At 65.3% G+C, this 13152-nt stretch carries 15 protein-coding genes and 1 tRNA gene; 13 read left to right on the plus strand and 3 right to left on the minus strand.

The genetic code is table 11. From position 1 onward, the window contains the following. Positions 1-154 precede the first annotated feature (154 nt). From petA to U5O44_RS16865, 11 genes are all read left to right on the plus strand, one after another. Entirely contained in the window at positions 155-751 is a 597-nt protein-coding gene (gene petA, locus U5O44_RS16815; protein ID WP_322589558.1) for a ubiquinol-cytochrome c reductase iron-sulfur subunit, read from the plus strand. Positions 752-768: 17 nt separating this feature from the next. After that, the gene (locus tag U5O44_RS16820) at positions 769-2172 is read left to right on the plus strand and encodes a cytochrome b (protein WP_322589559.1); all 1404 of its coding nucleotides are present in this window, start codon (positions 769-771) and stop codon (positions 2170-2172) included. Between the two features lie 32 nt (positions 2173-2204). Further along, on the plus strand, positions 2205-2984 hold the full coding sequence (locus U5O44_RS16825; protein ID WP_322589560.1) for a cytochrome c1: 780 nt from the start codon (positions 2205-2207) through the stop codon (positions 2982-2984). Positions 2985-3127: 143 nt separating this feature from the next. Beyond that, the gene (locus U5O44_RS16830; protein ID WP_179634374.1) at positions 3128-3742 is read left to right on the plus strand and encodes a glutathione S-transferase N-terminal domain-containing protein; all 615 of its coding nucleotides are present in this window, start codon (positions 3128-3130) and stop codon (positions 3740-3742) included. 55 nt (positions 3743-3797) lie between these two features. After that, positions 3798-4295, plus strand: a complete 498-nt coding sequence (locus U5O44_RS16835; protein WP_322589561.1) for a ClpXP protease specificity-enhancing factor — start codon at positions 3798-3800, stop codon at positions 4293-4295. Between the two features lie 40 nt (positions 4296-4335). After that, positions 4336-4411, plus strand: a tRNA-Thr gene (locus U5O44_RS16840). A gap of 174 nt (positions 4412-4585) precedes the next feature. Continuing rightward, a complete protein-coding gene (locus tag U5O44_RS16845; protein WP_322589562.1) occupies positions 4586-5872 on the plus strand; it encodes a tyrosine-type recombinase/integrase in 1287 nt (428 codons plus the stop codon). 96 nt (positions 5873-5968) lie between these two features. Then, positions 5969-6412 carry a Panacea domain-containing protein gene (locus U5O44_RS16850; protein ID WP_322589563.1) on the plus strand — a complete coding sequence of 148 codons (444 nt, stop codon included), beginning with the start codon at positions 5969-5971 and terminating at the stop codon, positions 6410-6412. 3 nt (positions 6413-6415) lie between these two features. Continuing rightward, positions 6416-6832, plus strand: a complete 417-nt coding sequence (locus tag U5O44_RS16855; RefSeq protein ID WP_322589564.1) for a hypothetical protein — start codon at positions 6416-6418, stop codon at positions 6830-6832. 94 nt (positions 6833-6926) lie between these two features. Continuing rightward, positions 6927-7106, plus strand: a complete 180-nt coding sequence (locus tag U5O44_RS16860; protein WP_322589565.1) for a type II toxin-antitoxin system HicA family toxin — start codon at positions 6927-6929, stop codon at positions 7104-7106. A gap of 20 nt (positions 7107-7126) precedes the next feature. Beyond that, positions 7127-7522: a type II toxin-antitoxin system HicB family antitoxin gene (locus tag U5O44_RS16865; protein ID WP_322589566.1), complete on the plus strand. Its 396-nt coding sequence runs from the start codon at positions 7127-7129 to the stop codon at positions 7520-7522. A gap of 267 nt (positions 7523-7789) precedes the next feature. Here U5O44_RS16865 and U5O44_RS16870 read toward each other — a convergent pair whose 3' ends face one another. Both U5O44_RS16870 and U5O44_RS16875 read right to left on the minus strand, forming a co-directional pair. Further along, entirely contained in the window at positions 7790-8782 is a 993-nt protein-coding gene (locus U5O44_RS16870; RefSeq protein ID WP_322590522.1) for an IS701 family transposase, read from the minus strand. A 6-nt stretch (positions 8783-8788) separates the two neighbouring features. Continuing rightward, a complete protein-coding gene (locus tag U5O44_RS16875; RefSeq protein ID WP_322586978.1) occupies positions 8789-9724 on the minus strand; it encodes an IS5 family transposase in 936 nt (311 codons plus the stop codon). 157 nt (positions 9725-9881) lie between these two features. Between U5O44_RS16875 and U5O44_RS16880 the strand changes: the two genes are divergently transcribed. Then, positions 9882-10331 carry a YbaN family protein gene (locus U5O44_RS16880; RefSeq protein ID WP_322589567.1) on the plus strand — a complete coding sequence of 150 codons (450 nt, stop codon included), beginning with the start codon at positions 9882-9884 and terminating at the stop codon, positions 10329-10331. Here U5O44_RS16880 and dinB read toward each other — a convergent pair. After that, positions 10286-11530, minus strand: a complete 1245-nt coding sequence (gene dinB / locus U5O44_RS16885) for a DNA polymerase IV (protein ID WP_322589568.1) — start codon at positions 11528-11530, stop codon at positions 10286-10288. The two genes, U5O44_RS16880 and dinB, sit on opposite strands and share 46 nt — an antisense overlap. Positions 11531-11609: 79 nt before the next feature. Between dinB and tldD the strand changes: the two genes are divergently transcribed. Next, positions 11610-13073 (plus strand): metalloprotease TldD, encoded by a 1464-nt coding sequence (tldD, locus tag U5O44_RS16890; protein ID WP_322589569.1) that lies wholly within the window; start codon positions 11610-11612, stop codon positions 13071-13073. Positions 13074-13152: the final 79 nt, after the last annotated feature.

The following is a 13152-nucleotide window of genomic DNA, read 5'->3' on the forward strand; positions in this document are numbered from 1 at the left end:
GAATCTCGCCCTGCGGGCGTGTTGTTTTTGCCCCAGCTTAAGCGCGCCTGCTACAGGGATGCGCGTCGCCAGATGTGGAGAAGCCGCATGCCGCTGGGCTAGAATCAGGGGTTGTCCCCATCTCAGACCGGACCTTCTTTTCCCGAGGAATCACATGAGTGACCAGCAAGTCGACCAGGCCAAGCGGACGTGGCTGATCGCGTCGGGCTGCGCCGGCGCTGTCGGCGGTTTAGCGACTGCCGTGCCCTTCGTCAGCACCTTCACCCCCTCCGAGCGCGCCAAGGCAGCCGGTGCCGCCGTGGAAGTCGATATCAGCGGCATCAAACCGGGCGAGAAGCTCACGGCCGAATGGCGTGGCAAGCCGGTGTGGATCGTGCGCCGCACCCCGGAGCAGATTGAAGGCATCAAGACGCTGGATTCGCAGATGGCGGATCCGAATTCGGAGCGCAAGGCGTTCCCGATGCCCGAGTACGCCAAGAACCCCGGCCGTTCGATCAAGCCCGAGTTTCTCGTGGTCGTGGGCATCTGCTCGCACCTGGGCTGCTCGCCGTCCGACAAGCTGCAGGCCGGTCCCCAGCCCTCGCTGCCGGATGACTGGAAGGGCGGTTTCCTGTGCCCCTGCCATGGCTCGACCTTCGACATGGCCGGCCGCGTCTACAAGAACAAGCCCGCGCCGGACAACCTCGAAGTCCCGCCCCACATGTATTTGTCCGACACCAAGCTGCTCATTGGTGAAGACAAGAAGGCTTGAAGGAACTGAGGTCCAACATGGCTGAATTCAAAGTCGCTCCCCCGGACGCTTCCGCAGGCGAAAAGCTGCTGACCTGGGTGGACAACCGTTTCCCGGCGTCCAAGCTGTACAAGGAGCACCTCTCCGAGTACTACGCGCCGAAGAATTTCAATTTCTGGTATTTCTTCGGCTCGCTGGCGCTGCTGGTGCTGGTGATCCAGATCGTCACCGGGATCTTCCTGGTGATGCACTACAAGCCGGATGCCGCGCTGGCCTTCGCCTCGGTCGAGTACATCATGCGCGATGTGCCCTGGGGCTGGCTGGTGCGCTACATGCATTCGACGGGCGCTTCGGCGTTCTTCGTCGTGGTCTACCTGCACATGTTCCGCGGCCTGATCTACGGCTCCTACCGCAAGCCGCGCGAGCTGGTGTGGGTGTTCGGCTGCGCGATCTTCCTGTGCCTGATGGCCGAAGCCTTCATGGGCTACTTGCTGCCCTGGGGCCAGATGTCCTACTGGGGCGCGCAGGTGATCGTGAACCTGTTCGCCGCCGTGCCGTTCGTGGGTGAAGACCTGGCGCTGCTGATCCGCGGCGACTACGTGGTGTCGGATGCCACGCTGAACCGCTTCTTCAGCTTCCACGTCATCGCCGTGCCGCTGATCCTGCTGGGTCTGGTGGTCGCGCACATCATCGCGCTGCACGAAGTGGGTTCGAACAACCCGGACGGTGTCGAGATCAAGGCCAAGAAGGATCCGAAGACCGGTCACCCGCTCGACGGCATTCCCTTCCATCCGTACTACTCGGTGCATGACCTGCTGGGCGTGACCGTGTTCCTGATGGCGTTCACCGCGGTCATTTTCTTCGCGCCGGAGTTCGGTGGCTACTTCCTCGAATACAACAACTTCATCCCGGCTGACCCGTTCAAGACCCCGGCGCACATTGCCCCGGTCTGGTACTTCACGCCGTACTACTCGATGCTGCGTGCCACGACCGACGATCTCGTCAACGTGCTGTGCGTGATCATCGGCCTGTCGGCGGTGCTGGCGGTGCTGAAGGCACGACTCCCGAGCAAGGCCAAGCTGGCCGTGCTGGTGGGGGCTGTCGTGGCGGTCGCGCTGCTCAAGGTCTTCGACGCGAAGTTCTGGGGCGTGGTCGTGATGGGCGGCGCTGTGGTCATCATGTTCTTCCTGCCCTGGCTGGACTACAGCCCGGTCAAGTCGATCCGCTACCGTCCTGACTGGCACAAGTACATCTACGGCGTCTTCGTGGTGTTCTTCTTCGTGCTGGGCTACCTGGGCATCCAGCCGCCGTCGTTCATCGGTACCCTGATCGCGCAGATCGGCACGCTGTTCTACTTCGGCTTCTTCCTGCTGATGCCGTGGTGGTCGCAACTGGGCAAGTGCAAGCCGGTCCCTGACCGCGTGACCTTCCAGCCGCACTGATGCCAGCCCACGGACACGGAGCCCCGACTACCATGAAAAAGTTCATTGCTTCCCTGCTCGTCGCGGCGTCGGCTTGCCTGACGGTGCTGACGCCCGCCCATGCCGCCGGCGGTGGCATGGCCTGGGACAAGTTCCCGGTCGAGAAGGTGACCGACACGACCGCTCTGCAGCGCGGTGCCAAGCTGTTCGTCAACTACTGTCTGAACTGCCACGCCGCTGCGTTCATGCGCTACAACCGCCTGCGCGACATCGGTCTGACCGAAGAGCAGATCAAGGCCAACCTCATGTTCGCCACCGACAAGGTCGGCGACACCATGAAGGTCGCGCTGGATGACCGCCAGGCCAAGGAGTGGCTGGGTGCGACGCCGCCGGATCTGACCGTGATCGCCCGCTCGCGGGCCGGAGCGGGCGGCTCGGGCGCCGACTACCTCTACACCTACTTGCGCACCTACTACCGCGACGACACCAAGGCCACCGGCTGGAACAACCTCGCGTTCCCGAGCGTCGGCATGCCGCATGCGCTCTGGGAACTTCAGGGCGAGCGCCGCGCCGTGTTCGAGGATGTCGCCGACCCGCATGACGCCACGAAGAAGGTCCACGTCTTCAAGACGTTCGAGCAGATCAAGCCCGGTCAGATGTCCGCGCAGGACTACGACAGCGCCGTGGGCGATCTGGTCGCCTACCTGCAGTGGATGGGCGAGCCCGCACAGCACTACCGCACCAAGCTGGGTGTGTGGGTGCTGCTCTTCCTGGGCCTGTTCACCGTGATTGCGTGGCGCCTGAATGCTGCGTTCTGGAAGGACATCAAGTGATGTCCTGACGCCGTGCCCTCACGGGCCGGCGTCTGCCGCGCAGAGTGCTTGAACGCACTCTGCGCGATTTTCTTTTTCCGAGACCGGATCACAGGGTTGTCCTGTGGTCTCTCTCCCTGATCCGCCAAGGAGCGATCCCCGCCATGATGGTGCTTTACTCCGGGACGACCTGCCCCTACTCGCATCGCTGCCGCTTCGTCCTGTTCGAAAAGGGCATGGACTTCGAGATCCGTGACGTCGACCTGTACGCGAAGCCGGAAGACATCGCGCTGATGAACCCGTACAACGAGGTGCCGATCCTCGTCGAACGCGAACTCATCCTGTATGAATCGCACATCATCAACGAGTACATCGACGAGCGTTTCCCGCACCCGCAGCTCATGCCGGGTGATCCGGTGGCGCGGGCCCGTGTGCGCCTGTTCCTCTTCAACTTCGAGAAGGAACTGTTCACCCATGTGAACACGCTGGAGAACCGCAGCGGTGGCAAGCCCACCGACAAGGAACTCGACAAGGCCCGCTCGCAGATCCGCGACCGCCTGACGCAGCTCGCGCCGATCTTCCAGAAGAACCGCTACATGCTGGGCGACGACTTCTCGATGCTCGACGTGGCGATTGCACCGCTGCTGTGGCGCCTGGACTACTACGGCATCGAGCTGTCGAAGAACGCGGCACCGCTGCTGAAGTACGCCGAGCGCATCTTTTCGCGCCCGGCTTACATCGAGGCACTGACGCCGTCCGAAAAGGTGATGCGCAAGTAAGCGCAGCGTCCCGTTTCGTTGCCTTCACGTACACGTTCACGTTATCCACCGCGCCATGTCCATCGATTCTGATTCTCAGGGCACGTCCACGCGGCCCTACCTCGTGCGCGCCCTGCACGACTGGTGCACCGACAACGGCTTCACGCCGCTGCTGGCGGTCCATGTCGACGAGTCGGTGCGTGTGCCGATGGAGTTCGTCAAGAACAACGAGATCGTGCTGAACGTCAGCTTCGACGCGACCAGCGGTCTGCGGCTGGGCAACGAGTTCATCGACTTCAAGGCGCGCTTCGGTGGCATTCCGCGTGACATCGCGGTCCCGATCGACCATGTGATCGCCATCTATGCCCGTGAAAACGGGCAGGGCATGGCCTTCCCGGTGCCGACCGAGCCGTCGACGCTGAGTGCAGCCGACGTGGACGCCAGCCCGGCACCCGCTCCCGCGCCGCCAGGCCTGCGCCTGGCCAGCGAACCCGCTGTCGCCAGACCCGACAGCGAAGAGCCGCCACCAGCCCCACCCGCGGGCGGACGGCCCTCCCTCAAGCGCATCAAATGATGCAATCGGTGCGGGTTGTTCATTACAATCCGCACCCCGTGCCGACTTAGCTCAGTTGGTAGAGCAACGGTCTTGTAAACCGTAGGTCATCCGTTCGATTCGGATAGTCGGCACCATATCAGGCCCCAAGAAGGCCCACCAAGCCCAAAAGTCCTAGAGAATCAACGCTCTAGGGCTTTTTTGTTGCCCAAGGAGCCCCAAGGAACCCCGCTTGAACCTGCCCCCATGTGGGGGCAACAATGGGGGCAGGTCGAGAATCTGCCCCCACCAACCGGAAAACCTGCCCCCACATGGCCACCACCAACACCCTGAGCGATGCCGCCATCCGCAAGGCGAAGCCCGGCGAAAAGCCCCGAAAGCTGTCTGATGGCGGGGGCCTGTACTTGGAATTGCAGCCGAACGGCGGGAAGTGGTGGCGCCTGAAGTACCGGTTCGAGGGCAAGGAGAAGCGGATCGGGCTGGGCACATACCCCGAGGTGCCGCTGGCCGATGCCCGCAAGCGGCGAGACGAGGCCCGTGCCCTGGTGGCGGCCGGTACCGACCCGAGCGAGGCGCGCAAGGCCGGCAAGGTCGAGCAGCAGCGCCAGCACGAGGCCGAAGCCCTGGCCGCGTCTGGCGAGCCGCTGCCGGGCACCTTCGAGTACGTGGCGCGCGAGTTCCATGCCGGTAAGGCCGAGGGCTGGTCGGCTTCCTACGCCGGCAAGTGGTTGACCTACTGCACGCGCGACCTGTTCCCGCGGTTGGGGCATCTGCCGCTGACCGACATCACCGCGCCGAAGCTGCTGGAGGTGCTGCGCCTGGTCGAAGCGCGAGGTACCCGCGTGTCAGCGCACGACCTGCGCCAGTACGCGGGCCAAGTGTTCCGGTACGGCATCCAGACCGGGCACTGTGAGCGCAACCCAGCCGCCGACCTGGCTGGCGCCCTGAAGCCCGCCCAGGTGCGCCACATGGCCGCCGTTCTGGAGCCGGTGCAGGTGGGCGCGCTGCTGCGCAACATCGGCGAGTACGCCGGGCACCCCGTGACCCGGGCCGCGCTGGCGCTGTCGGCGCTGCTGTTCCAGCGACCCGGCAACGTGCGGGCGATGGAGTGGGCGGAGATCGACACCGAAGGGGCGCTGTGGATGATCCCGGCGGCCAAGATGAAGCGCACGGTCCACGGCAAGGTGAACGGCCGCCCGCACCTCGTGCCGCTGGCTCGGCAGGCGCTGGCCGTCCTGGAAGAGCTGCGACCGCTGACGGGCCGTGGCCGGTTCGTGTTCCCGTCCCTCATGGGTGGCGGTGAGTGCATGAGCGAGAACACCATCCGAGCCGCCCTGCGCCGCATGGGCTACACCAACGAAGAGATGACCGCCCACGGCTTCCGGGCGATGGCGCGCACGCTGATCGTGGAGCGACTGCCGGGCATCGCTCCTGACGTGATTGAGGCGCAGCTGGCGCACGGCAAGGCCGGGCCGCTGGGCATGGCCTATGACCGAGCCGAGTTCATGGAGCAGCGTCGGCAGATGATGAAGACGTGGGCGGACTACCTGGACCGGCTGCGCGACGGGGCGCAGGTGATCCCGTTCAAGGCGGCGTGATGTGTGGGTAATTGGGGCTTGTTGGGTCTTTGTGGGGCTCATTGGGCCGGCGTAAGACCCCCATGAGACACTGCCGCTCTACCGAGGAAATTCCACATGATCAGCGCCACCGACGCCGCCCGCTACTTCCTGTCGCTGTCCGATGAGGAAGCCGGGGACACCATCTCGAACCTGAAGCTCCAGAAGCTGCTGTACTACGCGCAGGGCTTCCACTTGGCGCTGTTCGACGCGCCGCTGTTCGGTGACCGCATCGAAGCATGGACCCATGGTCCCGTGGTGCCTTCGGTCTATCACGACTACAAGGCCAACGGCGCAGGCGCGATTCCGGTACCCAGGGACTTCGATCCGCTGTCGGTGGATGAGCAGATCCGTGAACTGCTGGATGAGGTCAACGACGTGTATGGGCAGTATTCAGCCTGGAAGCTGCGCAACATGACCCACGTGGAATCGCCGTGGTGCGATGCCTATGCCGAGGGGCCGAGCACGCCGATTGAGCCGACCGCCATGAAGGCGTACTTCCAGACGCTGCTGAAGAACTGACCCGTGGCGGGCAAGCGGCTGCAGCGTCCGGCTGACAACGAGGGCTGGCGGATCACCGCGCACCCTGCGGCAGGGGCATCCAGCCAGCACCTGAAGCCGAAGTTCTCCCTGGAGCATCTGGACAGGACGTTTTGTCTGTCGGCCTGCACGAGAGACGAGAAGGCGGCATTCGCTGATCGGCTGCATGAACTCAGTCAGTTGACGTGGCGGGACATCGCAGGGACCGGGCGGCATGGGCAGGGTAGTGAAACCATCGCCCGCAGCGCCATCAGGTCACCCATTCCGGCCTGCATCACCGAGGACGTGCGGATCATCGCGTTCAGGTGTATCGGGAAGGCGCCGATGGTCGGGTATCGGGTGGATGAAGTCTTCTTCGTGGTCTGGATCGACCGGGGTTTCAGTCTGTACAACCACGGCTGAGGTGATCGAAACAGGGGTCGCCACCCAGGCCGAAACGACAGCACTGAGAGCACTCACAGCATTTCATCGTGTGTATCGTTGTGTATGATGAGGCATGAAAAGCGCCGACATCATCAAGCGACTGAAGGCCGATGGCTGGTTCTTGGTGCATGTCGTCGGCTCGCATCACCAGTTCAAGCACCCCAGCAAGCCCGGAAAGGTGACGGTGCCGCATCCGAAGAAGGATCTTCCGATGCCCACCGTGCGCAGCATCCTGGCACAGGCCGGGCTGTGAACCCCTCTCAAGGAGCCTCCATGCTGTACCCCGTCTATGTCCACATGGGTGACACCGAACACGCCCACGGCGTCACCTTCCCCGACTTCCCCGGTTGCTTCGCGGCGGCCGACGAGTGGGAAGGGCTGCCTGCTGCGGTGCAGGAAGCGGTGCAGGCGCACTTTCACGGCGAGCCTGACGCTGTACCGGCGCCGACCCCGATGGAGCGGCTGGCGCAAGACCCGCAGTACCGGGACGGCGTCTGGTTGCTGGTGGACCTCGACCTGAGCCGCATCGAGGGCCGTGCCGTGCGGCTGAACGTGAGCCTGCCCGCCAACCTGGTGAAGCGGATCGACGCATGGGCAGGGGCGCACCACATGACCCGTTCTGGCTTCCTGGCGCGTGCGGCGCAGCAGGCGATGCAGCAGCAGGCGTGACGGGCGCAGAACACCCCGCATAGCCCCAACGTTGCCCGCTGAACTGCTACCCTGACGGGTGCCGCGCCTACTCCGACGGGAGGAACCCCAGGCGCCCCACCTGGTAGGCGCGGCACTTCATCGGTGGGGTTGCGTTAGGGGAAACATGAATAATCTTACAGACATTTTCGATGGTATCCCACCAGATGAGTATGGGATACTTCTTTATAAGTAGGACTTACGCAAGTTGAACTCAGTTAGCACAGAGCTTGGACTTTTGTAGCCATCTCAAATGTACGCCATCGGCACTGACGGTCGAGCTATTTCCTGCCGCATGTAATTCGACATCATCGCCTTCTTGATGCTGTAGATATTCGTCCTCATGTCTCTGGCCAGCGCGGACAGATGGTTCCACGCCAAGATGACACAGGCAATGTGATTCCTCTGCGCCCTGGCAGATCGACACTGGCATTTCTCCATGCCCAGCACCTGCTTGACCTCCCGGTGATACTGCTCGATCTTCCACCTGATCGCGCAGATCTCTCGCGTGTCGTCCACCGAAGTCTGTTCCAGATCATTGGTCACCACCCATTCCGTGCGACCGTTTCCCGTCGCCACCCGAAACAGCTTGACCTTGAGGCTGCCTGGAAACTTGTTCACCTTGACGAGCTTGCCGTGCGCGGCGCCTTGGTCGCTCCACTGCAACTCACTGACGGCCTGATAGGGCGCCTGCGCCTGACTGTCATCGACCAGGCGATTGCTCTTGAGCGGGCAGTAGAAGATCTTGCCCGCACGATGGATGTGCACCATCAGCTCCTTGGTGGCGTACCAGGAGTCCATCAGCACCACGCGGAATGGCAGCTTCTTGCCCGTCATGGCCTCGTCGAACATCTCCTGGACGTGCTGGAGCTTGGTCTTGTGGTCCACCTGCGGGGCGAACACTCGCCAGTCGATGATCCAGTAGCGACCGCTGCGGGGGTTGACGTACAAGCAGTTGACCACACCGATGCCCTTGATCAGGCCATGGGCATTGCCGCTGTACTGCCGCCGCACCAGCTCGATCGCATGGGAGTGGTTCTTGTCCGAGACGCTGTCGTCGAACAGCAAGAAAGCGTTCGGATCAGGTTCGATGGATTTCTCCACCTGCTCCCAGACGATGGCAGGCGTTATGTTTTCGTCTTGCAGGTAACGGTTGATGGCGTCATGCGAGAAATGCGGGTGATGGTCGGCGAAGGGCTTTGTTGCACAACTCCGCCGAAGCCGAGTTTCCCCTGACCCCAGACGGAGTTACGCCACAGCCTGCGTCACCGGGGTGCCCAGGTGGGTGAAGCGGTTGAGCACCGCAGCCCGCACCTGCAGCTCCACCACCTGACGCTCGAAGGTGCGCGCCATCACCCGCTCGCCCAGCAGCTTGAAGCAGCGCATCTTCGTCTCCACCAGCGAGCGCCGGTGGTAGCCGCTCCACTTCTTCCAGATCCCCCGGCCCAGCCGGTTCGTCGCCCGCAGTATCTCGTTGCGCGCCGCCGCCCCCGGCCGCTTGGCCTTCCACGGCTGGGCGTTCTTGCGCGTCGGTATCACCGCCTCGGCCCCTCGTTCGGCGATCGCGTCGTGGCAGCCCTGCGTGTCATACGCCCCGTCCCCGCTCACCGACAGCACCACCTCCTCTGCCGGAATCTGCCCGAGCAGCTCCGGCAGCATCGGCGCGTCACCCACGCTGTTGTCCGTCACCTCGATCGCCCGGATCTCCAGCGTCTCGGCGTCGATCCCCAGGTGAACCTTGCGCCACTGCCTGCGGTACTCCGCCCCGTGCTTCTTGGTCTTCCACTCGCCCTCGCCCAGCATCTTGATCCCCGTGGAATCCACCAGCAGGTGCAGCCCGCCCCGGCTCGGCCGCGCCGTGATCTCCACCGTCAGCCGCTTCTCGCGCCGGCTCATCGTGCTGTAGTCCGGTGCCTGCCAGTCCAGCCCCGACAGCCCCAGCACGCTCTGCACGAACCCCTGCGTCTGGCGCAGCGCCAGTCCGAACAGCACCTTCATCGTCAGGCAGCACTGCACCGCCGCGTCGCTGTACGTCGCCGGTCGCCCCGGCTTGCCGCTGACCGGCGCAGCCTGCCACGCCATGTCCCGGTCCAGCCACATCGTCAGCGAGCCCCGCGCCCTCAGCGCCTTCGTGTACGGCGCCCAGTTCTTCGTCACGTACTTCTGCTTTGCTGGCTTGCTCATCCTGTCAGCCTACCTCACCGCTCGACCATCGGCCGGCGGGGTGGGTTGTGCAACAAAGCCGGTTTGGGGGCAGGTTCCAACATGTGCCAGCGTGAAACTGTTTCAAATCAACCACTTATCACGCCTATTCGATTCGATAGTCACCAAGGTTCCCCCCATGCCCCCCGCCATCCCTGTATCCCCGCCACGGCGTCCCGCGTGGCAGCGTGTGCTGTGGTTGATGGTCGGCGGCATCAGTCTCCTCCTCGGTCTCGCCGGGATCTTTCTGCCGCTGTTGCCCACCACGCCGTTTGTGCTGCTGGCAGCGGCCTGCTTTTCGCGTGGCAGCACCCGGTGCGAAGCCTGGCTGCTCGGCCACCCCCGCTTCGGCCCGATGGTGCGGGACTGGCGCCAGTACCGCGCCGTGCCGCTGCGGGCCAAGCAACTCGCGCTGGTGATGATGACCATCGGCTCGGTCACGGCTGCGTTCACGCTGCCGCGCCTGCAGTGGCTGCCGGCGCTGTGCTGTACCGCGGTGGGGTGGTGGCTGTGGCACCTGCCGACGCGCGAGGCGCTGCCAGTTCAGCCCGCCGAGTCATCGTCGTCCGGGAACAGCGGCAAGGTCTGAGCGACGGTGACCGGCGTCGGGTCCGGGGCTGGTGACGGGCGCTCCCTCCGGGCCACGGGCCGGGCGCCGACCTTGGACAGGCTGCCCACCCGCACCCCCAGCAAGCGCAGCCGCCGCGTCAAGTCCACCCGCTTCAGGCACAAGCCGCCCGCCCGGCGTATCGCCTCGGCCTGCGCGGTGGGGGCGGGCAGTGTCAGATCCCGCGTGACGCTGCGGAAGTCGTCGAAACGCAGCTTGATGCCGATGGTGCGGCCGACGTAGCCCTTGCGCTGCAGGTCGCCGGCCACCTGCTCGCACAGGCGGGTGAAGATCGCGCCGAGCGCTGCCTTGTCGTGGCGGGCGTGCAGGTCGCGGTCGAAGGTGGTCTCGCGGCTCATGGAGACCGGCTCGCTGTAGGTGACCACCGGGCGGTCGTCCCGTCCCTGCGCAGCCTGGTGCATCCACAGGCCATGGCTGCGCCCGAAATGGGTGACCAGCCAGTCCGGCGCGCAGGCTGCCAGTTCGCCAATGGTGTGCACGCCCAGTTCGTCCAGCTTCGCGCCCGCTTTCGGTCCGATCCCGTTGATGCGGCGCACCGGCAGCGGCCAGATGTGGGTCGGCACATCGTCCGCCATCACCACCGTCAGCCCGTCCGGCTTGTCGAGGTCGCTGCAGATCTTGGCCAGCAGCTTGTTCGGCGCCAGCCCGATCGAGCACGACAGGCCGGTGGCGCGGCGCACGTTGTTCTTGAGATCCTGCGCGAGCGCGCGCGCGCCGCCGAGCGGGTCGTGGCCGACAGCGTCGCGCACGCGGGGCAGGTGGGTCAGCTCGATGTAGATCTCGTCGATGCCGCGGTCCTCGATGTCGGGCGCCATCTCCGCCACCGCTGCCTTGAACGCGCGCGACAGGCGGCGGTACTCCTCGAAATCGGCCGGCAGCAGCACGGCTTGTGGCGCGAGCGCGGCGGCCTTCATCAGCCCCATGCCGGAGTGGATGCCGCGCGCCCTGGCCTCGTAGGTGGCGGTGGTCACGACGCCGCGGCCGGTGTAGTCGCCCAGGCGCGGCCAGTCGCCGGCGAACTCCGCGGCACGCTGCCGGCTGCCGCCGACCACCACCATCTGTCCGCGCAGTTCCGGCCGGCGCAGCAACTCGACCGACGCGTAGAAGGCGTCCATGTCGAGGTGGGCCACGAGGCGGGGCAGCGGGGCAGGGGCGGGCATCGCATGAATTGTGAGGGCTGGCGCGAGGGCTCCGCAGTTTGTCGCAGACGCTGTCCGGCGGCGTCCCTAGAATGCGGCCATGATCTCTCGCGAACCCACCCTCGAACGCCTGGCCACTGCGCGCCAGTTGCTGCTGGACCCGTTTGGCCTGACCGAGGCCAGCCTGACCCGGGCGCTCAACACCATCTCGGCGCACCGCGTCGACGACGCGGACCTGTACTTCCAGTACACCCGCAGCGAGGGCTGGAGCCTGGAGGAGGGCATCGTCAAGAGCGGCAGCTTCAGCATCGACCAGGGCGTCGGCGTGCGGGCCGTGGCGGGCGAGAAGACGGCGTTTGCCTACTCGGACGACATCTCCGAAGCCGCGCTGCTGGACGCCGCCCGCACCGTGCGCACCATCGCCGCCGCGGGCCAGAGCCGCCGCGTGAAGGTCGACACCCCGCAGCAGGTCGCGGCCAGCCGCAGCCTCTACGCCGGCATGGACCCGATCGCCTCGCTCGACAGCGCGCAGAAGGTCGCGCTGCTGGAGCGGGTCGAGAAGATGGCGCGCGCCAAGGATCCGCGGGTCGTGCAGGTCATGGCCGGCATGGCGGGCGAGTACGACGTCGTGATGGTTGCCCGCGCCGATGGCACGCTGGCCGCCGATGTGCGCCCGCTGGTGCGTGTGTCGATCACGGTGATCGCCGAACAGAACGGCCGGCGCGAGGTCGGCTCGGCCGGCGGCGGCGGGCGCTTCGGCTTTGGCTACTTCACCGACGCGCTGCTGCAGCAGTACGTCGACCAGGCGGTGCACGCCGCGCTGACGAACCTGGACAGCCGCCCGGCACCGGCCGGCGAGATGACGGTGGTGCTCGGCTCGGGCTGGCCGGGCATCCTGCTGCACGAAGCGGTCGGCCACGGGCTGGAGGGCGACTTCAACCGCAAGGGGTCGAGTACCTTCTCCGGCCGCATCGGCGAGCGCGTGGCGGCCAAGGGCGTCACCGTGCTGGACGACGGCACCATCGCCGACCGGCGTGGCTCGCTCAACATCGACGACGAAGGCCACGCCAGCCAGCGTAACGTGCTGATCGAGGATGGCATCCTCAAGGGCTACATCCAGGATGCGATGAACGCCCGCCTGATGAAGACCGCGCCCACCGGCAACGGCCGCCGCGAGAGCTATGCCCATCTGCCGATGCCGCGCATGACCAACACCTACATGCTGGCCGGCGACAGGACGCCCGAGGAGATCATCGCGTCGATCGACCGTGGTCTGTACGCCAGCAACTTCGGCGGCGGTCAGGTCGACATCACCAGCGGCAAGTTCGTGTTCTCCGCCAGCGAGGCCTACTGGGTCGAGAAGGGCAAGATCCTCTACCCGGTCAAGGGCGCCACCCTGATCGGCAACGGACCGGATGCGATGACGCGCGTGTCGATGATCGGCAACGATCTGGCGCTCGACTCCGGCGTAGGCACCTGCGGCAAGGACGGACAGAGCGTGCCGGTCGGTGTCGGGCAGCCCACACTGCGCATCGACGGACTGACGGTCGGCGGCACGGCGTGACCGGATCGCTTGACGCCGCTCCGCGCCACCGCCTACATTTGATGCCTATGCAGCGCACGACCGTGTTTTTTAGCTACTT

This window comes from Sphaerotilus sp. (genome assembly GCF_034519685.1).
In the GTDB taxonomy this organism is placed as follows: domain Bacteria; phylum Pseudomonadota; class Gammaproteobacteria; order Burkholderiales; family Burkholderiaceae_C; genus Sphaerotilus.

Excerpts from the sequence above, each read along its gene's own strand:
- U5O44_RS16865 (WP_322589566.1), top strand. The coding sequence starts at position 7,127 with ATGCTGTACCCCGTCTATGTCCACATGGGTGACACCGAACACGCCCAC.
- dinB (WP_322589568.1), bottom strand. The coding sequence starts at position 11,530 with ATGCCCGCCCCTGCCCCGCTGCCCCGCCTCGTGGCCCACCTCGACATG.
- U5O44_RS16820 (WP_322589559.1), top strand. The coding sequence starts at position 769 with ATGGCTGAATTCAAAGTCGCTCCCCCGGACGCTTCCGCAGGCGAAAAG.
- U5O44_RS16860 (WP_322589565.1), top strand. The coding sequence starts at position 6,927 with ATGAAAAGCGCCGACATCATCAAGCGACTGAAGGCCGATGGCTGGTTC.
- U5O44_RS16880 (WP_322589567.1), top strand. The coding sequence starts at position 9,882 with ATGCCCCCCGCCATCCCTGTATCCCCGCCACGGCGTCCCGCGTGGCAG.
- U5O44_RS16875 (WP_322586978.1), bottom strand. The coding sequence starts at position 9,724 with ATGAGCAAGCCAGCAAAGCAGAAGTACGTGACGAAGAACTGGGCGCCG.
- U5O44_RS16850 (WP_322589563.1), top strand. The coding sequence starts at position 5,969 with ATGATCAGCGCCACCGACGCCGCCCGCTACTTCCTGTCGCTGTCCGAT.
- U5O44_RS16830 (WP_179634374.1), top strand. The coding sequence starts at position 3,128 with ATGATGGTGCTTTACTCCGGGACGACCTGCCCCTACTCGCATCGCTGC.
- U5O44_RS16835 (WP_322589561.1), top strand. The coding sequence starts at position 3,798 with ATGTCCATCGATTCTGATTCTCAGGGCACGTCCACGCGGCCCTACCTC.
- U5O44_RS16825 (WP_322589560.1), top strand. The coding sequence starts at position 2,205 with ATGAAAAAGTTCATTGCTTCCCTGCTCGTCGCGGCGTCGGCTTGCCTG.
- petA (WP_322589558.1), top strand. The coding sequence starts at position 155 with ATGAGTGACCAGCAAGTCGACCAGGCCAAGCGGACGTGGCTGATCGCG.
- U5O44_RS16845 (WP_322589562.1), top strand. The coding sequence starts at position 4,586 with ATGGCCACCACCAACACCCTGAGCGATGCCGCCATCCGCAAGGCGAAG.
- tldD (WP_322589569.1), top strand. The coding sequence starts at position 11,610 with ATGATCTCTCGCGAACCCACCCTCGAACGCCTGGCCACTGCGCGCCAG.